Below are 18,212 nucleotides of genomic sequence, written 5' to 3'. Positions count from 1 at the left end.
TAAATCTACTCCATCTCCCAAACTATTACCTGCCTGTCATCTCCTGTAGAAATCAGATATTTGCCATCACGGCTCCAGATAATTTTATTGATGGAATGGCTATGGCCAATACCTGCTTTCTCCAGACTTAATATTTTATAAAGTTTAAAATTTTCTGCATCCCAGAGTTTAATGCTTTTATCCTGACTGCTTGTAGCAAAATACGGAAGGGTAGGATGAAAGGCAATATCGTAAACAGTAAACATATGTGCAGGAACCGTTTCCCTCAGTTCATAATTTGGCAGATTCCATATTTTTAGCTGGGCATCCCTGCTTCCCGAAATCAGGTATTTGCCTGTAGGATGATAAGCCAGAGATGTTACAGGTAATGAATGACCTTCGAGGGATTGTTTTAAACTATAATCGGCAAGGTTATAAATCCTGATCAGGTGATCTTTACAGCCGAAAGCCAATTCATTTTCATTTGGTGCAATTGCAATGGCCCTCACGGTATCGTAAGCTACCTGGAAACGGTAAATTTCCTTAAAATCATTTAAAGACCAAACCGCAACAGTGCCATCCTCACCTGTGGTTAAAAGCTCATTTTTACTTTTTACCGTTTGTATATCGAAAATAGGTTTAGTATGCGCATTAATCCTTAAAATTACCTTTTGTTCTTTTAGGTCGTAAACACTAAAAGCACCGCTCCGTTCTCCAACAAACAATTGCTCATTGTAGTAATGAAGGCAATAAACAGAGCTTTGTACCGGCATTTTAACCTTCACAAAAGCCATGTTAAGTAGTGACCATTCTACTACGCCCTTATCATTTCCAGCGCTAAAAAATATGCCATCTTCGTCAGGGTTGGCTAAAGCGTAAACAGGGTTTTGATGTCCGGGTAAGGTGTGTAGATGTTTGAGCATTTCTTGAGGTTTAGGGTTTAAGGTTTAGGGTATAAGGTTAGGCATCTGGAACCTTAAACCTTACGCCTTTTACCTCAAACCTTATTTATGTCTTTTCTCTAAATTTTTAGCAATATCCTGGATAGATAAACCTTTTTCTTTCAATAAAAATAATAAGTGAAAAACAAGATCTGATGCTTCTCCAATAAGTTCTTCTTCTGTTTCAGCAAGCGCAGCAATTACAGTTTCTACACCTTCTTCGCCAACTTTTTGCGCAATTTTATTTAAACCTTTGTTGCGCATTTTGTTGATGTAAGAACCCTCAACCGGATTTTCATATCGATCATTAATGATGTTTTCGAGTTCGAAAATGAAATTCTGATTGAAATCTGTTTTAAAACAGTTGCGGCTTCCGGTATGGCAGGTTGGGCCAACGGCATCAGCCTTGATCAGAATGGTGTCATTATCACAATCAACAAAAAGTTCTTTAACAAACAAAAAGTTATTGCTGGTTTCACCTTTTGTCCAAAGGCGGTTTTTAGAACGCGAAAAGAAAGTTACTTTGCCTTCTGCCTGCGTTTTCTCCAGTGCTTCAGCATTCATATAGCCCAGCATCAAAACCTCTAAAGTTTTATAATCCTGAATAATTACGGGAATTAAACCCCCTGTTTTCTCCCAATCAAGGGAACTGGTATTGATTGTCATTTTATTTTTTTATTTCGGAAAGACAGACCCATGACTCTGGACTGCCGGCTCCGGACTTATTTATATTCTTACCGGAATGTGATTCCTTTTTAATTCTTGTTTTAAATCAGGGATCAGAATTTCGCCATAATGAAATACCGAGGCTGCAAGTGCGGCATCAACATTGGCTTTTTGGAAAACCTCTGTAAAATGTTCCATGCTACCTGCTCCACCCGATGCAATAATCGGGATATTGATCATTTGGTTTATTTTGCCTAACAATCCACAATCGAAACCCGCTTTGGTGCCATCGTGATCCATAGAAGTTAACAAAATTTCTCCTGCACCTAAATCTTCCGCCTGTTTGATCCAGTTTTCGGTTTCCAGCTCGGTAATTAATCTGCCGCCATTTAAGTGGACCATGTTTTTGTCGTTTACATGTCTAGTATCGACTGCTAAAACCACAAATTGTACCCCGAAGGTTTTGGCAAGGTCTTCAATCAGTTTAGGGTTACGTACGGCTGCAGAATTAATACTTATTTTATCTGCACCTGCATTTAAAAGGGCATCAGCATCTGCAATTTCTGTTATTCCACCACCAATGGTAAAAGGAATATTTAATTGCCTGGCAACCGATTTAACCATTTCGATCATCGTTTTACGACGTTCATGTGTGGCCGTGATATCCAGGAAAACTAACTCGTCGGCACCTTGTTGTGCGTATTGGGCCGCCAGTTCGACAGGGTCACCTGCATCGCGTAAATCAACAAAGTTTACACCTTTTACCGTGCGGCCATCTTTAACGTCTAAACAAGGAATTATTCTTTTTGAAAGCATATTTTATTTGGTTGTCATGCTGAGGAACGAAGTATCTTTTTCATCGGGTGCAGATCCTTCATTCTTCAGGATGACATAAATATTTATGGAATTAAATCGAACTCAAAGCCTTCAAATTCCAATCCTTAATCTCTTCAATAGTTATCCGGTCTTCGTAAATTGCTTTTCCGACTACTACACTTCTGATTGGGTATTTGGCCAATTCGTAAATATCTTCCATCGAACTCACTCCGCCAGAAGCAATTAATTTAATCATTGGAGAGTGTTCGAGCAGTTTTTTGTACAACTCAACAGCTGCACCACCTAATTTTCCATCCTTACTGATATCGGTGCATAAGAAACGGAAAAAACCAAGTGAAAGGCATTTATCCACATAATCCATCAGTTTAATCGGCGAGCTTTCCATCCAGCCGGAATATTTAATTACTTCATCCAAAACGTCGATTGCGATGACAATGCGGTTTGCATAATCGTCTTTTTTAGCAAAAGCTTCACTTAGTTGAGGTAAAAAATCAGGATTGGTAATGGCCTGCGTACCTACAATTACACGGTGGATGCCGGCATCAAGCAGGTTAGTTACCTGCTCAATGGTTCTGATCCCACCGCCGTACTGCACTTTCATCTCGGTTTTTTTAATGATCTCGAAAAGTGATTTTTGGTTACTAAAATCGCCTTTTGCTCCATTTAAATCAATAATATGGATAAAATCTGTACCATTTGAGCGGTATTTTTCTATCATTTCGGCAATAGAAACATCGTACTCTGTTTTTTGGTTGTAATCGCCTTCACGCAGACGGACTACTTTTCCATCCAAAATATCAATAGCAGGTATTATGTACATTTTATAAGCTTAAGTTTGAAAAATTTTTTAATACTAATTCGCCGGCTTTTCCCGATTTCTCGGGGTGGAACTGAACGCCGTAAAAATTGTCTTTTTGTATCGCTGCCGAAAACTTTAAACCATAGTCAGCAGATGCGATGTCAAAAGTAGGGTTATATTCAATAAAGTACGAATGCACAAAGTAAAATTGTGTATTATCTTCAACACCAGTAAATAGCGGATTGTTTTTTGTGCTCACCGCATTCCAGCCCATGTGTGGTATTTTGATATTCAGCGACTTATCGAATTTTTTGGTTTTCACAGGAACGATATCTAAAAGAGTCGCATCGCCCTCTTCCGAATACCCGGTAATGAGCTGCATACCCACACAGATGCCAAGCACGGGTTTGGTCAGTTTTTTAATGGCTTCAACAAGGCCGGTGCCTTTTAGTTTTTCCATGGCGGCCCCCGCATGGCCAACACCAGGGATAATGATGTGGCTATATTTTTCGAGGTCATCTTCTGTATTTACCATGCCGTAGGTCACATTTAAGCGGTCTAGTGCTGCGGTAAGGGAGAAAATGTTGCCTGCTCCGTAATTTATAATTCCAACCATAGTTTAATAGTTCAGATTTCTCTTTTATAGGTTTGAAAATGAATGTCAGTTTTTCATGGGTACTGTATTCCCGCTATTCGTTTCAAGTCCCGATGAAGAATCGGGAGCTTTCCACTGCTATCGGGTTTATTTAACAGCGGGTTAGCTTTAAAACCCTCCGCCTTAAGCCTTTCATCCTTCCACCTTTCTTACAACACTCCCTTTGTGCTTGGCAATACCATTTTCTCTGCATCGCGCTTGATTGCCATTTTAATGGCTTTGGCGAAAGCTTTAAAAATAGCCTCAATTTTATGATGTTCGTTATCGCCCTCAGCTTTTATGTTCAAATTGCATTTTGCGGCATCACTGAAAGATTTAAAAAAGTGGTAAAACATTTCTGTAGGCATATCGCCCACTTTTTCGCGTTTAAACTCCGCATCCCAGACAATCCAGTTTCTTCCACCAAAATCAATGGCAACCTGTGCCAGGCAATCGTCCATTGGTAAGCAAAAACCGTACCTTTCGATGCCTAGTTTATTGCCTAAACCTTTGGCAAAAGCTTCACCTAATGCAATTCCGGTGTCTTCTATGGTGTGGTGCTCATCGATGTGCAAGTCACCTTTTGCAATCACCTCTAAATCTACACTTCCATGTCTGGCAATCTGATCAAGCATGTGATCGAAAAAGTTCAATCCGGTTTCGATTTTGGCTTTTCCTGTTCCGTCCAGATCAAGGTTAATGGTAATATCGGTTTCGTTCGTTTTGCGCTCATGGTGAATTTTTCTGCTTCCCGCTTTGAGCAAGTTATAGATATCTTCCCATTTTTTCGTTTCTAAAATAATAATATCTAAAAGCGTTTCATGTTTATCCAATGCCTCTGTAGAGCCCAATGCATCATTCTGACGTAAGAAAATGGCTTTGGCACCAAGATTTTTGGCTAAAACCACATCATTTAAACGATCGCCGATCACAAAAGAATTTTTCAGATCGTAATCTTCGCTGAAATATTTTGTTAATAAAGCCGTGCCGGGTTTACGGGTAGGGGCATTGTCTTTTGCAAAAGTTCTATCTATTACAATCTCGCTAAAATGAACGCCTTCTCCTTCAAAAGTATCCAACATGAAATTATGGATTGGCCAGAAATTTTCTTCAGGATTTGACAATGTTCCCAGTCCATCCTGGTTGGTTACCATCACCAGTTCGTAATCCAGCTCGGCTGCAATTTTCGATAAATAATATAACGATCGCGGATAAAATTTAAGCTTTGCAAAACTATCTACCTGTTCATCATCAGGCTCAATATTTAAGGTTCCATCGCGGTCGATAAATAGTACTTTCTTCATTTTAAAATTTTTCTAAAACAGTTAATAGTTTGTCGTTTTCTTCTTTCGTGCCAACAGTAATCCTTAAACAACCTTCGCATAAAGTTACTTTAGAACGGTCGCGTACAATGATGCCCTCATCTACCAAAGTATCATAAATCTTCAAGGCGTTGGTAACTTCTACGAGTATAAAATTTGCATCAGATGGATATACTTTTGTTACTGTATTTATACTGTTTAATGCGATTGATAAACGCTGTCTTTCTGCAACAGATTCTTTAATCCAATCGTTCACCTGGGCAATATTTTTTAAGGCTTCGAAAGCTAAATCCTGAGTAGCCTGATTGATGTTGTAAGGTGGCTTAATTTTGTTCAAAACATCGATCACTTTTGTTGAAGAAAAAGCCATGCCCAAACGTAAAGCGGCAAGTCCCCAGGCCTTCGAAAAAGTTTGCAAAACAACGAGGTTTCCGTACTCGGTTAACTCCTGTATAAAGGTCTTCTGACGGGCGTAATTTATATACGCTTCGTCTACTACAACGATGCCGTTAAAGTTGGCTAAAATGGTTTCAATATCTTCACGGTTTATCGAATTTCCGGTTGGATTATTTGGTGAACAAATGAAAATTAATTTGGTGTTTTTATCGATCGTTTCGGCGATCTTTTCCATGTCCAACTGAAAGTTGGTAAGCAGGCTTACTTTGCGTATTTCTACATCGTTTATATTAGCCGATACTTCGTACATTCCGTAAGTTGGAGGCAGTACAATTACGTTGTCTTTTCCGGGATTACAGAAAGCGCGGAATAATAAATCTATCGCTTCATCGCTACCATTTCCTAAAAAGTATTTTCAATTGGCACACCTTTTATTTTACTAATTGCATCTTTCAAATCCAGTTGCAAGGGATCTGGGTAGCGGTTGTAATTTGCCGGTAATGGCGAACCATAACTGTTCTCGTTCGCATCTAAAAAAACAGATGCCTGGCCTTTAAATTCGTCCCTGGCAGTAGAGTAGGGGCGAAGGTTTTTTATATTTTCTCTTACTAAATCGTTAATGTCCATTTTTTAAGGTAAAAGGTAAAAGGTAAAAGGTAAAAGGGATTGGCATGTTGCCTTAATCTTCTATCTTATTCCTTCCACAGTTTTTAATCTAATTGTAATTGCATTTTTATGTGCTCCCAGGCCTTCTGCTTCTGCAAGGATCTCAACCGTTTTACCAATATTATCTAAGCCTTCACGTGATAATTGCTGAAAAGTGATCTTTTTAAGGAAAGCATCCGTAGATACGCCTGAATAAGCTTTTGCAAAGCCGCTGGTTGGTAAAGTATGGTTGGTTCCCGAGGCATAGTCGCCGACACTTTCTGGCGTAAAGTTACCCAAAAACACCGATCCTGCATTGATAATCAAAGGAATAAGGCTCTGAAACTGCTCTGTAGCCAATATTAGGTGCTCAGGTGCATATTCGTTAGAGAATTGCATCGCTTGCTCCAGATTTTCTGCTAAAACCGCATAAGAATTGGCGATTGCTTTGGCTGCAATATTTTTCCGTGGAAGAATAATCATCTGTTTTTCAACTTCTTTTAATGTTTCAGCGATGATATGACTAGAATTAGACAGTAAAATAGCCTGACTATCAGCTCCATGTTCTGCCTGTGCAAGTAGGTCAGCAGCAACAAATGACGGATTGGCAGTCTCATCAGCAATAACCAATACTTCCGATGGTCCGGCAGGCATATCAATAGCTACTTTATTTTGAACCATCGTTTTTGCCGTTGTTACATAGCGGTTGCCGGGGCCAAAGATCTTATACACCTGTGGTACACTTTCCGTTCCGAAAGCCATAGCAGCTACTGCTTGTGCACCTCCGATCAGGAATACTTTTTCGATACCCAATAGCACCGCACAATAAGCCAGATAACAATTGGTTTTTCCATCACTTTGCGGGGAGAGCATACCACAATTTCTTTACAGCCTGCAATGATTGCAGGGGTTGCGAGCATTAAAAAAGTACTCGGTAAAACAGCCGTTCCACCGGGGATATAAAGTCCTACTTTTTCAATTGCTCTAAACTCGCGCCAGCATACAACGCCTGGCATCGTTTCTATTTTATCTTCAGTTTTTAACTGCGACTGGTGAAAAGTTTTGATGTTCTGGTAAGCTGTATCAATGGCTTTTTTTGCTTCAGCCGGAATGGTAGATGCAATTGCTTGCAATTCTTCAACATCTAGAAACAGCTTCTGCAAATCAACTTTATCAAACGCTTTTGCGAAGTTGAAAAGTGCCTGGTCGCCATCTTTTTTCACCGTGCTGATGATGTCAATTACCCGTTCTTCAACCAATTTATCGTCTTCAATCTGCCTTGAACAAAGTTCTTCAATTTTTGATTTAGATAAATCTGTATAATTGTAGATTTTCAATGTTTTATAATTTAAAATTAACTAATAGTTAATGTGGGTTTAAACGATTTTACTTGATTATTTTCTCGATGGGCATTACCAAAATGCCTTCAGCACCTGCTGCTTTTAAACTGTTTATTTTATCCCAGAAATCTTCCTCGGCAATTACAGAATGAACGGCTACCCAGTTCGGTTCGAAGAGTGGAACTACCGTCGGACTTTTAACACCCGGAAGTAAATCGACTACTTTTTGAAGGTTATCTTTTGATACATTTAGCACCACGTATTTGTTCGATTTTGCGCTGAGCACAGAGCGGATGCGTTGAAGCAATTCTGCAACTTCGGGATTGTCGGCTATCGATTTGTTTCCGATTAAAACTGCTTCAGATTGCATCACATCCGCGAAAGGTTTCAGGCCATTGCTTTTTAATGTTCCACCAGTTGAAACGATATCAAAAATGGCATCACTTAAACCTAAACCCGGACCAATTTCTACGGACCCTGAGATGGTTCTGATATCCGACTTGATGCCTTTTTCCTGTAAGAATCTTTCGAGGATTACAGGGTAAGAAGTAGCAATTGCTTTACCGTTTAACTCTTCCAGTTTTTGGATATTACTGGTGGCCTGAACAGCAATTTTTAAAGTGCATTTTCCGAAACCTAATTTTTGTAGATAGTCTACTTCGGCTTTGGTTTCTACGATTACATTTTCACCAACAATACCTAAGTCGGCAATGCCATCCTGCACGTATTCCGGAATATCATCGTCACGAAGGAAAAGAATTTCTAAAGGGAAATTGGTAACGGTTGAGATAAGTGAACTTTTGTAGTTTTCGAAAGATAAACCACAGTTTTTAAGTATTTCTACAGATTTTTCGTTTAATCTACCCGACTTTTGGATAGCAATTTTAAGTGTTTTCAAAGTATTGAATATAGAGTGAACAAGAAATTATTTTACGGAAAAAAGTTTTGAAGTACAAAACAAACATATCATATCGCCTCTCGGCGATGGTGTAAATGTAAGTGATGGTTCAAAGTTAAATTCATAAATTATTTCTGCCAGTATCAATGCTTTAGCTGATAAGCGCTGGCAAATATAGTGTTTGAAATGGGAAAACAAAAAATAATGGCACTTAATTTGTCATTATGCTGTTTTTGTTCCCAATAACCATTATTTATATTAAAATTTTACAAGTTTGAAAAAGTTTCGCTTTCTAATACTACCCTTTATTTTATTTGTTTCAGCCTGTGGATGGTTTAAAAGCCCACCAGAGATCGGCAAAGTACTGTCTGAGCATTTCAAAAATAAAATTTATAAAGATTTTGATACTGTAGCTTATGATAGTGTTTTTGTGAAAACAATAGACAGTCTTTCAAGTAAATTTGTTAACCCTAAAACTATAAAAGCATTTTATGCCAATAATAATGCTCAGCCTAAATTGGTTACGCAATTCTATATTAATGGAGAACTGGATTCATTAGTGAGTTATTTAGATCAAAGCAAGGTGCATGGCTTTAATCCCAAGATTTTTAAAGGAGACGAAATTAAAGCCCTGTTGGACGAATTAACTACCAATAAATTTAAAAAAGTGGAGGAAAGTTATCCGGTAATTGCCAAACTAGAACTGTTATCGGCAAATGCTTATCTGAATTATAACAACTACCTGAAATATGGCGTGATAAATCCCCGTTCTATTTTCTCACGGTATTACATAAAAGTGAGGCGTCCGGACAGCGTTGGAATGCTTAATCTTTTGAACAGTAAAAACATGTTGGATACTTTAAGAGCTGTTCAGCCAAAGTCGGTTCAATATAAAGCTTTACAGCGCGCCTATTTGAATACAGATTCTGAAAGTGAGAAGCGGATTTTATTATTGAATATGGAACGTTTCCGTTGGAAAATGCCAGAGACTGGAGACAATTATGTGCAGGTAAATATTCCTGATTTTAGATTGACCTGGCTTGATAAAACAGATACCGTAATTACGATGAAAGTTTGTGTTGGTGGCAAGCGCGAAAATGGTTACGAAGAGAAGCTTAAGGCCTTTGCAAAATCGGGTAATTTAGATGATAAACCGAAGAATCATGAAACACCTTTATTGTTCAGTAAAATCAATTCCATTCAGGCCAATCCCATCTGGAATATTCCGGTAAGTATTGCCCAAAGTGAAATCTATTGGATGGCAAGAAAAGACCCCTTTTATTTGTCGAACAGTAACATTAAAGTTTACTATAAAGATAAGCTAATTGGTGAGCCTGATACCATCAATTGGAACAAGTATTCAAGGGATAAATTACCATTCAAATTTAAACAGGGATCGGGTGGCGGAAATGCCTTAGGAAAGTTCAAATTTATCTTCGATAATAGCTCGAGTATTTACCTGCACGATACCAATAACAAGAACGGATTTAACCTAACCAATCGGGCCATTAGTCATGGTTGTGTGCGGATTGAAAAACCGCTTGAATTTGCCGAACTTCTGGTAAAAGATTCTTACACTTATGACAAGTTAAGAGCGGAAGTTGATTTACCACCAATAGATAGTACGCATGTAAAATGGTATAAAAAACGCATGGCCCAAAAGGCAGATACTACGAAAACTTTTCAGTTAAAACCAGCGTGGTTCGGACCGAAAAAAGCCGTTCCATTAATTATCACATACATTACAGCCTGGTCGCAAAATGATAAGATTGAATATCGACCAGATGTGTATGGCATGGATGAGAAACTTTGGGCTGCGATGAAGAAGTTTAGGTAAAAAATTAATCAGTAGCATTCGGTCTTTCTTGTTAAAAGAGTTAACTTTGTGTTGTTTTTACACAAATTAAGGAATGATCGATCAAAATATCAAAATCGCTGTCGATGCCATTGTTTTTGGCTACGAAAAAGGGACGCTTTATGTATTGGCTGTTCAGCAGCGCTTTGGTAAACTGGCCGATCGTTGGGTGTTGCCCGGTGGTTTTATTTTGGATGATGAACCTTTAATAACCGCAGTAGAGCGTGAGCTTAAGGAAGAGGCCGGGATAACTGTAAATTACCTCGAACAGTTGAGTACTTTTGGCGATGATATTAAACGCGATGAACGTTTCAGGGTAATTTCTGTAGCCTATTTTGCATTGGTAAATCCGAAAAATTTTGTGTTAAAAGCCGATACCGATGCAAAAGATGCCAAATGGTTTCCTATTAATGAAATTCCACGATTAGGGTACGACCATAATGAAATGGTTAACTTTGCACGTCTGCGGTTAAAAAGCAAACTCACTTATCAGCCCATCGGATTTGACCTTTTGGATCAGGAATTCCTCTTCTCCGATCTCGAAAATTTATACTGTTCCATTTTGGAAAGGGATATTGATAGAAGAAATTTCAGAAAAAAGATATTAAGTTTTGGAATTGTTACAGAAACTGATAAAGTTATTAAAATAGGCTCCAGCGGGCGGCCAGGCAAACTTTTTACCTTTGACAAAGCTAAATACAATCAGCTTTTAAAGGAAAATTTCCAGTTTGATATTAGGTTTGCGTAAAATAAACGCAAATTATTCTTTGCATTTTAAAAATCATTTTTATATTTGTGTAAATAATACGCAAATATATGTTGAATCTAAATCCAAGTTTTACTCCGCTAGGCGAAAATAACTTAATCGAATACAAATCTTTCTTATTCGCAGGGGGCGAACCACACATTAAAATTTCAAATCATTTTGATGTCAGTCTTCCGGTTACCATTACACACCGAATAAATTCTTTTAATGATTTAGGCATGATCTGCATTACCGTTGATGCTTTGAAAAGAATGGGTGTGAAGGAAATTAATCTTTTTATTCCATATTTTCCAGCAGCAAGGCAGGATAGGGTGATGATTCCAGGCGAACCTTTATCTGTAAAAATTTATGCCGATATCATCAATGCAATGACTTTGGAAAGTGTAACCATTTTCGATCCACATAGCGAAGTAACCCCGGCATTGCTCAATAACTGTGTTGCCATTTCTAATCACGAATTTATAAAACAGGTTATCGAGAAAATTGGAAACGATGTAAAACTCATTTCTCCTGATGGTGGGGCTTTAAAGAAAATTTATAAAGTTTCTGAGTTTTTAGGAGGTGCTGAAGTGGTAGAGTGCTCAAAAAGCCGTGATGTAAAAACAGGGAAACTTTCAGGGTTTAAAGTATACAGCGATGATCTGGGTGATGCCGATTGTTTAATCGTAGATGATATCTGTGATGGTGGTGGTACATTTATCGGTCTGGCCGAGGCATTAAAGGCTAAAAATGCAGGGAAACTTTATTTAGCGATTAGCCATGGCATATTTAGCAAAGGCTTTGATGAATTAGGCAAATATTTCGAACAGATTTTTACTACCGATTCCATTAAAGAAGTTGATCATGCCGGCGTAACGCAGATAAAATTAATGGACATTTTATAAAATAATATGAGAACGATACTTCCTCCACAGATTATTACTCCATCCGATGTTTCGGTGTTTTTGGCCGGAACCATTGATATGGGAAATTCGATCGATTGGCAACAAAAAATTATCGATCAGGCAAATAAAGAAGAAACTTTAGATGGTGTAGTCGTTTTCAATCCACGAAGAAAATCCTGGGATCAAAGCTGGACGCAGTCGATCGACAACGTGCAGTTTAGCGAGCAGGTTAACTGGGAACTGGATACGATGGAGAACGCAGATGTGATCTTGTTGTTCTTGGAAAGTAATTCTAAGTCACCCATTTCAATGATGGAACTGGGGTTATTTGCTGATTCTGGTAAGTTAATGGTTTGTTGTGAGGAAGGATTTTGGAGAAAAGGCAATATTGATATTGTTTGTAAAAGAAAAAGCATTGACCAGTACGATACTTTCGATGAGCTTAGCGCTGCTGTAATTGCAAAGCTTAAAAAGTTGGTAGAAAGTAAATAGAAATTGATTTTAAGAACAATTGGTTATGATGTATGATATAAATTGGTTACTCAAAACGGTAGATGAAAAAGAAGTTGACTTTTTATTGTTCTGGGGGCATCAGAGAAGTAAAGATGGATCTATTATTAAAACCTGCATGAGCCAGTGGTGGTCATCTCCATTTGTTGAAAATGATATCACCTATCAAACAGCAGAGCATTACATGATGGCACAAAAAGCGCTGTTGTTTAGTGATCAGGAAATTTTTGAAAAAATATTAACAAAAAATTCGCCGAATGATGTAAAAGACCTAGGGCGACAGATTAAAAACTTTGATGGTGCAAAGTGGGATGCTCATAAATATGATATAGTAAAACAGGGAAATTTGCTTAAGTTTTCTCAAAATGAGGCATTGAAATCGTTCCTTTTGCAAACCAAAAGTAAAATACTGGTAGAGGCCAGTCCGGTTGATGGAATTTGGGGGATCTGTTTGGCAGAAGATCATGTAGATGCAAAAATACCAAAGCATTGGAAGGGGTTAAACCTATTAGGGTTCGCATTGATGGAAGTTAGGGATAAGATATCAACTAATAAAAATTAATGATGAAATGTTTTTAATCGACCGTCATCTCGACTGAAGCGCAGCGGAATGGAGAGATCTATTTAGATAGATTTAGCTTCGCTGAGCACATGGTGGTTCTTGACTGCGTTGCACTACGCTCGAAATGAGAATGTTTTTAAGAAAATTTGTGTTGGAACAGTTTATAAATAAAAATCATCAAAAAATGATTTTGGAACTAATCAAAGCCGATATAACAACAATTAAAGCCGATGCCATTGTTAATGGAGCAAACAGTTCCTTATTAGGTGGCGGTGGAGTTGATGGTGCCATTCACAGAACAGGTGGTAAAGCAATTTTAGAGGCTTGTGTAGCCATCAGGAATAAACAAGGAAAATGCAAGACGGGAAATGCAGTAATCACTACGGCAGGCAACTTACCTGCAAAATATGTGATCCATACGGTTGGGCCGGTTTGGAACGGAGAAAGTGAAAAAAATAAGGCTTTGCTTGCAGATTGCTACCGTAACAGTTTAGCCTTAGCGGTTGAAAATGAGGTTAAAATTATTGCTTTCCCAAATATCAGTACCGGGATTTATCATTTCCCTAAAGATAAGGCAGCAGATATTGCCATTACAACGGTAAATAATTTCGCTGGAAAAGAAAAAATAGAAAAGGTAATCTTTGTTTGTTTCGATGATGAAAATTACATGCTCTATGTGAAGAAAAACTCAATCGCATTAACTAGTGATATGAGTGATTAACAGTATTACAAAATGAAAATAATAGTAAAAAAATATAATGAACAACTATTAGAATGGCCAAAATCAGGATGCCATATCATGGCCCAGTATGACGATGAGAGAATAATAGTTTATCAGGCTTATCGAAAAGAAATCGGTGAGTTTGCAGTCAAAAATCAATTTTTCGGAGGTGAGTTCAGTTTAAATAGGATGACCTGGATAAAACCTAACTTTTTATGGATGATGTACCGAAGTGGTTGGGGAACTAAAGAAGGTCAGGAAGTTACGCTGGCGATCTACCTCAAAATTACAGCCTTTCATAAGTATCTTCAACATGCGGTTTATACTTCTTTCGATCAAACAGAAGGTATTTCTCACGACGAATGGAGAAATGAACTGGAAAATTCAAATATCAGGTTGCAATGGGATCCGGACCACGACGCTTATGGTGTAAAACAGGAAAGAAGAGCCATACAGATCGGATTAAAGGATAATTTTATCAGGTCTTTTGCAAAAGATGATATTTTGTTAATTGAAGATATCAGTCAGTTTGTAAAAGAACAATATGAATTTGTTCAAAACAGACAACTGGAAAATTTAACTGTACCTGCAGAAAAACCTTTCGTGTTTAAAGATGAAGCACTGAACAAAAAATTGAAAATCAAAAATGAATACGCTCATGGACACTAAAATAACAAAAGGCATAAGCAAATTGCTGAGCTATATTTTGAGGCATTCGCCGGAAACCATAAAGCTAAAGCTTGATGAAAATGGTTGGGCAGATGTGAACGAGCTGATTGCCAAATTCGACCTTTATAATCTAACATTAGATTTAGAGCTACTTCAATACGTTGTTGAAAATAACGACAAAAAAAGATTTTCCTTTAACGAAGATAAAACCAGGATCAGGGCAAACCAGGGGCACTCCATTGCTGTTGAATTAAACTTAAATGAAACCGAACCTTTGGAATACCTGTATCATGGTACGGTTGAAAAGTTCCTGCCAGATATTAAAGCGCAGGGACTGCAAAAATTGAGCAGACAGCATGTGCACTTAAGCGCCGATAAAGAAACCGCTAATAAAGTGGGTGGCAGGAGAGGAAAACCGGTTATCCTAATCGTTAACAGCGGGGCGATGCACAGGGAAGGATATAAATTTTACTTATCGGCCAACAACGTGTGGCTTACAGATGTTGTGCCTGCTGAATATATAGAATTTTAACATGGGCAGAACATTAGTAATTGGCGATATACACGGCGGATTAAAAGGCCTGATCCAGCTATTCGAGCGTGCAGAAGTATCAACCGAAGATAAGCTCATTTTTCTTGGTGATTACGTTGACGGATGGAGTGAGTCGGCCCAGGTGATTGATTACCTGATGTTGTTGGAAGAAAGCCATCAATGCATTTTTATCAAAGGTAATCACGATGCCTGGTGCATAGATTGGCTTGATAAAGGTATTATAGATGATGTTTGGTTTGTCCACGGCGGTAAATTAACCATGGAGAGTTATCAAGATTTATCTGGTGCGACCAGACGGGAACATCTGAACTTTTTTGAACGGATGCGCGATTATTATGTGGACGGGCAGAACAATCTCTTTATCCATGCCGGTTTTTCTTCCATGCATGGGCCTGAAAAAGAACGTTACTCTTCCAATTATTCCTGGGACAGAACGCTTTGGGAAATGGCCCTGACCATGGATAATCGGATTAAAAAAGATTCGGAAATTTATCCGAAACGTTTATTGCTCTATCACGAAATCTACATCGGCCATACGCCAACGCTCTATTACAATGTTAATGTGCCCATGCAGGGCTGCAATGTTTGGAATATCGATACCGGTGCTGCATTTACCGGAAAATTAACCTGTTTGGATATCGAAACCAAAGCATTTTGGCAGAGCGATACCTTAAAAAGCCTCTATCCCCAAGAAAAAGGAAGAAATCAATAAAAGTTAAATACATCAAAACCATGAATCCATTATTATTAACAGACGGTTATAAAGTTGACCACCGCAGGCAATACCCTGAAAATACCACATTAGTTTATTCTAACTGGACGCCTAGAAAAAGCAGGTTAGAAAACGTAAATCGCGTGGTACTTTTTGGCTTACAGTATTTTATCAAAAAATACATTATTGAAGATTTTAACCAGAATTTCTTTAAACAACCAAAAGAAGAAATTTTAAAGAAATATGCACGCAGGATCAATAATTACCTGGGCGAAAATCTGGTAGGAACACAGCACATTGCCGATTTGCACGATCTGGGTTATATCCCTATGGTTTTTAAATCGCTTCCTGAAGGGGCTGAAGTTCCTTTGCGCGTGCCGATGTTCACCATGTACAATACCAAACCCGAGTTTTTCTGGCTGACCAATTATTTCGAAACATTGCTTTCTGCAGTAGTTTGGTTACCATGTAATTCGGCTACTATTGCAAAACAATACCGCACCATTCTGGATCATTATGCAGCAGAAACCTCATCGGTACCAGAATTTGTAGACTGGCAAGGACATGATTTCTCTATGCGCGGTATGGGTGGGATAGAAGCTGCAGTAACTTCGGCAGCTGGACATTTATTGAGTTTCACCGGAACTGATACCATTCCAGCCATCGATTTTTTAGAAGAATATTATAACGCAGATTCAGATAAAGAGCTGATCGGTGGCTCCGTAGCCGCTACAGAACATTCGGTAATGTGTATGGGAACCAATACCGGAGAACTCGAAACATTTAAAAGGTTGATTCTCGAAGTTTATCCAAAAGGAATTGTATCCATTGTTTCCGATACCTGGGATTTATGGAAAGTATTGACTGAATACCTGCCTGTTTTAAAAGATGATATCATCGCCAGGGAGGGAAAAGTAGTAATCAGGCCAGATTCTGGAGATCCGGTTGATATTATCTGTGGAAATCCTAATGGCAAAAACGAAAATGAGAAAAAAGGTGTGATCGAACTGCTTTGGGATGTTTTCGGTGGAAAAACCAACGATAAAGGATTTAAAGAGCTGGTTCCGCAAATTGGTGCCATTTATGGCGATAGCATCACTACCGAAAGGGCTGTACAAATCTGCGAACGTTTAAAAGCGAAAGGCTTTGCCTCAACCAACGTGGTTTTTGGTATTGGGTCTTTCACCTATCAATACAATACACGAGATACTTTTGGTTTTGCCATGAAAGCCACTTATGGCGAGGTAGATGGCGTTGGCCGTGAGATATTTAAAGATCCCATTACCGACGATGGAACCAAAAAATCGGCTAAAGGTTTATTGCAGATTTTTAAAAATGCGAGTGGAGAATATGAACTCAAAGATCAATGCAGCTGGGAAGAAGAAGCACAAGGCGAATTGAAGGAAGTTTTCAGGGATGGAAGCTTATTGATCGATTATTCTCTTGCCGACATTAGAGAAAGGCTAAAGAATAGTTAACTTCGCCAAGTTTTTGAAGTGGTATCATTAATATGGAATTGTCATCCTGAGCCTGTTGAAGGACATACTTAAGCATTTCGACAGGCTCAATGTGACAGATTTAGATTTATTTATGACACACCTCATTTAATGTAAGATACCATGCAGAACAATTCCACATTTAACCATCAAGCCGATATTGTAAATAGTGCCATCAGATTTATAATTGCATGGTTTAAACAATCGAAGGCGATTACCGACGAATTAAATGATTTTTTTATGCTTCCAGGTAATAAAATTATCGGCAAAGATGTCATTATTGGGAGGTTAAAAGGTGTTTTCGGACAATCTGATGAGTATGTTGGCGGGCGTTACGATATTATTGATGTCAACTTCGAATTGTTTGATGGTGGCAAAGGGATGGGCTTTGTTGAAGGTGTTGCCGGTTATCGGGATGTTCTTCAAAAACAATCCAAAATTGTAAGCGGACCTTTTAAGCTGTATTTCGCGTTATATAATGGCAGTTGGAAAATTGTAAATATCGAATTTCCGGGGTTTAGTTATTGATTAATTTTTACATGCTTTCAGGAAGTATTGCGATGGGAGTATATATAGTGCCAAGAGCTACGCGCGATTTTGATTTTATTATTCATCTTCAACAGGAGGATATCGATGGTTTTGTCGCAAATTTTAAGGATGGCTATTATTGTAATATTAATTCGGTAATGCAGTTAAACAACAAAGTTTATTTAATATAATTGATCATGAATCAGGATATAAGGCTGATTTTGTGATTTTAAAAAACGAGAATTTCAGACAAGAAGAATTTAATAGAAGGGTTGAGATGGAATACCTAGGGAAATCAGTATATTTGGTTACGGTTGAGGATTTATTGATATCTAAATTAATCTGGATTCAAGTTCTGCAATCTGCTATCCAAATTCAAGATATAAAACATCTTGCTGAATTAGATACTTTAGATTGGGAATACATTAATAAATGGGTTAAAGAACTTAAGCTTGCAACATTTAATCTTTTTTAAAGAAATGAAAGATACTTCAGACGA

General features: G+C 38.1%; 19 protein-coding genes and 2 pseudogenes. 12 read left to right on the top strand and 9 right to left on the bottom strand.

Annotated features, from left to right (window positions below; translation table 11 throughout):
* Positions 1-5 precede the first annotated feature (5 nt).
* The 9 genes and pseudogenes from ACQ86H_RS20400 to hisG all read right to left on the bottom strand — a co-directional run bounded on the left by ACQ86H_RS20400 (position 6) and on the right by hisG (position 8,457).
* Positions 6-902 carry a WD40 repeat domain-containing protein gene (locus tag ACQ86H_RS20400; protein ID WP_431292321.1) on the bottom strand — a complete coding sequence of 299 codons (897 nt, stop codon included), beginning with the start codon at positions 900-902 and terminating at the stop codon, positions 6-8.
* 81 nt (positions 903-983) lie between these two features.
* Positions 984-1,586 (bottom strand): bifunctional phosphoribosyl-AMP cyclohydrolase/phosphoribosyl-ATP diphosphatase HisIE, encoded by a 603-nt coding sequence (gene hisIE, locus ACQ86H_RS20395; protein ID WP_431292320.1) that lies wholly within the window; start codon positions 1,584-1,586, stop codon positions 984-986.
* 60 nt (positions 1,587-1,646) lie between these two features.
* Positions 1,647-2,402: an imidazole glycerol phosphate synthase subunit HisF gene (hisF, locus tag ACQ86H_RS20390; protein WP_431292319.1), complete on the bottom strand. Its 756-nt coding sequence runs from the start codon at positions 2,400-2,402 to the stop codon at positions 1,647-1,649.
* A 91-nt stretch (positions 2,403-2,493) separates the two neighbouring features.
* Positions 2,494-3,243, bottom strand: a complete 750-nt coding sequence (gene hisA / locus ACQ86H_RS20385; protein WP_138822474.1) for a 1-(5-phosphoribosyl)-5-[(5-phosphoribosylamino)methylideneamino]imidazole-4-carboxamide isomerase — start codon at positions 3,241-3,243, stop codon at positions 2,494-2,496.
* A 1-nt stretch (position 3,244) separates the two neighbouring features.
* Complete coding sequence (hisH, locus tag ACQ86H_RS20380) at positions 3,245-3,838, bottom strand: imidazole glycerol phosphate synthase subunit HisH (RefSeq protein ID WP_431292318.1); 594 nt, start codon at positions 3,836-3,838, stop codon at positions 3,245-3,247.
* A gap of 188 nt (positions 3,839-4,026) precedes the next feature.
* Positions 4,027-5,160, bottom strand: coding sequence for a bifunctional histidinol-phosphatase/imidazoleglycerol-phosphate dehydratase HisB (hisB, locus tag ACQ86H_RS20375; protein ID WP_431292317.1), 1,134 nt, complete (start codon positions 5,158-5,160; stop codon positions 4,027-4,029).
* A gap of 1 nt (position 5,161) precedes the next feature.
* Positions 5,162-6,201 (bottom strand): annotated as a pseudogene (hisC, locus tag ACQ86H_RS20370) (histidinol-phosphate transaminase).
* A 60-nt stretch (positions 6,202-6,261) separates the two neighbouring features.
* A pseudogene (hisD, locus tag ACQ86H_RS20365) lies at positions 6,262-7,556 on the bottom strand (histidinol dehydrogenase).
* Between the two features lie 49 nt (positions 7,557-7,605).
* Complete coding sequence (hisG, locus tag ACQ86H_RS20360; protein ID WP_138822484.1) at positions 7,606-8,457, bottom strand: ATP phosphoribosyltransferase; 852 nt, start codon at positions 8,455-8,457, stop codon at positions 7,606-7,608.
* A 274-nt stretch (positions 8,458-8,731) separates the two neighbouring features.
* Between hisG and ACQ86H_RS20355 the strand changes: the two genes are divergently transcribed.
* From ACQ86H_RS20355 to ACQ86H_RS20300, 12 genes are all read left to right on the top strand, one after another.
* Positions 8,732-10,294 carry a L,D-transpeptidase family protein gene (locus tag ACQ86H_RS20355; protein ID WP_138822486.1) on the top strand — a complete coding sequence of 521 codons (1,563 nt, stop codon included), beginning with the start codon at positions 8,732-8,734 and terminating at the stop codon, positions 10,292-10,294.
* A gap of 73 nt (positions 10,295-10,367) precedes the next feature.
* Positions 10,368-11,060: an NUDIX hydrolase gene (locus ACQ86H_RS20350; protein ID WP_210419448.1), complete on the top strand. Its 693-nt coding sequence runs from the start codon at positions 10,368-10,370 to the stop codon at positions 11,058-11,060.
* Positions 11,061-11,128: 68 nt separating this feature from the next.
* On the top strand, positions 11,129-11,962 hold the full coding sequence (gene prs, locus ACQ86H_RS20345; protein ID WP_138822488.1) for a ribose-phosphate diphosphokinase: 834 nt from the start codon (positions 11,129-11,131) through the stop codon (positions 11,960-11,962).
* 6 nt (positions 11,963-11,968) lie between these two features.
* On the top strand, positions 11,969-12,454 hold the full coding sequence (locus tag ACQ86H_RS20340; RefSeq protein ID WP_138822490.1) for a nucleoside 2-deoxyribosyltransferase domain-containing protein: 486 nt from the start codon (positions 11,969-11,971) through the stop codon (positions 12,452-12,454).
* A 25-nt stretch (positions 12,455-12,479) separates the two neighbouring features.
* A complete protein-coding gene (locus tag ACQ86H_RS20335; protein ID WP_138822492.1) occupies positions 12,480-13,034 on the top strand; it encodes an NADAR family protein in 555 nt (184 codons plus the stop codon).
* 184 nt (positions 13,035-13,218) lie between these two features.
* Complete coding sequence (locus ACQ86H_RS20330; RefSeq protein ID WP_431292316.1) at positions 13,219-13,755, top strand: O-acetyl-ADP-ribose deacetylase; 537 nt, start codon at positions 13,219-13,221, stop codon at positions 13,753-13,755.
* Positions 13,756-13,767: 12 nt separating this feature from the next.
* Positions 13,768-14,424 carry a DUF4291 domain-containing protein gene (locus tag ACQ86H_RS20325; protein WP_431292315.1) on the top strand — a complete coding sequence of 219 codons (657 nt, stop codon included), beginning with the start codon at positions 13,768-13,770 and terminating at the stop codon, positions 14,422-14,424.
* A complete protein-coding gene (locus ACQ86H_RS20320) occupies positions 14,414-14,956 on the top strand; it encodes an RNA 2'-phosphotransferase (protein WP_138822498.1) in 543 nt (180 codons plus the stop codon). Before ACQ86H_RS20325 ends, ACQ86H_RS20320 begins: the two co-directional genes overlap by 11 nt.
* 1 nt (position 14,957) lies before the next feature.
* On the top strand, positions 14,958-15,689 hold the full coding sequence (locus ACQ86H_RS20315) for a metallophosphoesterase family protein (RefSeq protein WP_138822500.1): 732 nt from the start codon (positions 14,958-14,960) through the stop codon (positions 15,687-15,689).
* Between the two features lie 20 nt (positions 15,690-15,709).
* A complete protein-coding gene (locus ACQ86H_RS20310; RefSeq protein ID WP_138822502.1) occupies positions 15,710-17,167 on the top strand; it encodes a nicotinate phosphoribosyltransferase in 1,458 nt (485 codons plus the stop codon).
* A 141-nt stretch (positions 17,168-17,308) separates the two neighbouring features.
* The gene (locus ACQ86H_RS20305) at positions 17,309-17,713 is read left to right on the top strand and encodes a hypothetical protein (protein ID WP_138822504.1); all 405 of its coding nucleotides are present in this window, start codon (positions 17,309-17,311) and stop codon (positions 17,711-17,713) included.
* Positions 17,714-17,936: 223 nt separating this feature from the next.
* On the top strand, positions 17,937-18,188 hold the full coding sequence (locus ACQ86H_RS20300) for a hypothetical protein (RefSeq protein ID WP_431292314.1): 252 nt from the start codon (positions 17,937-17,939) through the stop codon (positions 18,186-18,188).
* The last annotated feature ends 24 nt before the right edge of the window (positions 18,189-18,212 follow it).

This window comes from Pedobacter sp. P26, assembly GCF_050632135.1.
Lineage (GTDB): Bacteria > Bacteroidota > Bacteroidia > Sphingobacteriales > Sphingobacteriaceae > Pedobacter.
Note: the sequence above shows the minus strand (reverse complement) of the source record. Positions and strands in the feature narration are given on the sequence as shown.

Excerpts from the sequence above, each read along its gene's own strand:
- ACQ86H_RS20400 (WP_431292321.1), bottom strand. The coding sequence starts at position 902 with ATGCTCAAACATCTACACACCTTACCCGGACATCAAAACCCTGTTTAC.
- hisIE (WP_431292320.1), bottom strand. The coding sequence starts at position 1,586 with ATGACAATCAATACCAGTTCCCTTGATTGGGAGAAAACAGGGGGTTTA.
- hisF (WP_431292319.1), bottom strand. The coding sequence starts at position 2,402 with ATGCTTTCAAAAAGAATAATTCCTTGTTTAGACGTTAAAGATGGCCGC.
- hisA (WP_138822474.1), bottom strand. The coding sequence starts at position 3,243 with ATGTACATAATACCTGCTATTGATATTTTGGATGGAAAAGTAGTCCGT.
- hisH (WP_431292318.1), bottom strand. The coding sequence starts at position 3,838 with ATGGTTGGAATTATAAATTACGGAGCAGGCAACATTTTCTCCCTTACC.
- hisB (WP_431292317.1), bottom strand. The coding sequence starts at position 5,160 with ATGAAGAAAGTACTATTTATCGACCGCGATGGAACCTTAAATATTGAG.
- ACQ86H_RS20350 (WP_210419448.1), top strand. The coding sequence starts at position 10,368 with ATGATCGATCAAAATATCAAAATCGCTGTCGATGCCATTGTTTTTGGC.
- prs (WP_138822488.1), top strand. The coding sequence starts at position 11,129 with ATGTTGAATCTAAATCCAAGTTTTACTCCGCTAGGCGAAAATAACTTA.
- ACQ86H_RS20340 (WP_138822490.1), top strand. The coding sequence starts at position 11,969 with ATGAGAACGATACTTCCTCCACAGATTATTACTCCATCCGATGTTTCG.
- ACQ86H_RS20335 (WP_138822492.1), top strand. The coding sequence starts at position 12,480 with ATGATGTATGATATAAATTGGTTACTCAAAACGGTAGATGAAAAAGAA.
- ACQ86H_RS20330 (WP_431292316.1), top strand. The coding sequence starts at position 13,219 with ATGATTTTGGAACTAATCAAAGCCGATATAACAACAATTAAAGCCGAT.
- ACQ86H_RS20325 (WP_431292315.1), top strand. The coding sequence starts at position 13,768 with ATGAAAATAATAGTAAAAAAATATAATGAACAACTATTAGAATGGCCA.
- ACQ86H_RS20320 (WP_138822498.1), top strand. The coding sequence starts at position 14,414 with ATGGACACTAAAATAACAAAAGGCATAAGCAAATTGCTGAGCTATATT.
- ACQ86H_RS20315 (WP_138822500.1), top strand. The coding sequence starts at position 14,958 with ATGGGCAGAACATTAGTAATTGGCGATATACACGGCGGATTAAAAGGC.
- ACQ86H_RS20310 (WP_138822502.1), top strand. The coding sequence starts at position 15,710 with ATGAATCCATTATTATTAACAGACGGTTATAAAGTTGACCACCGCAGG.
- ACQ86H_RS20305 (WP_138822504.1), top strand. The coding sequence starts at position 17,309 with ATGCAGAACAATTCCACATTTAACCATCAAGCCGATATTGTAAATAGT.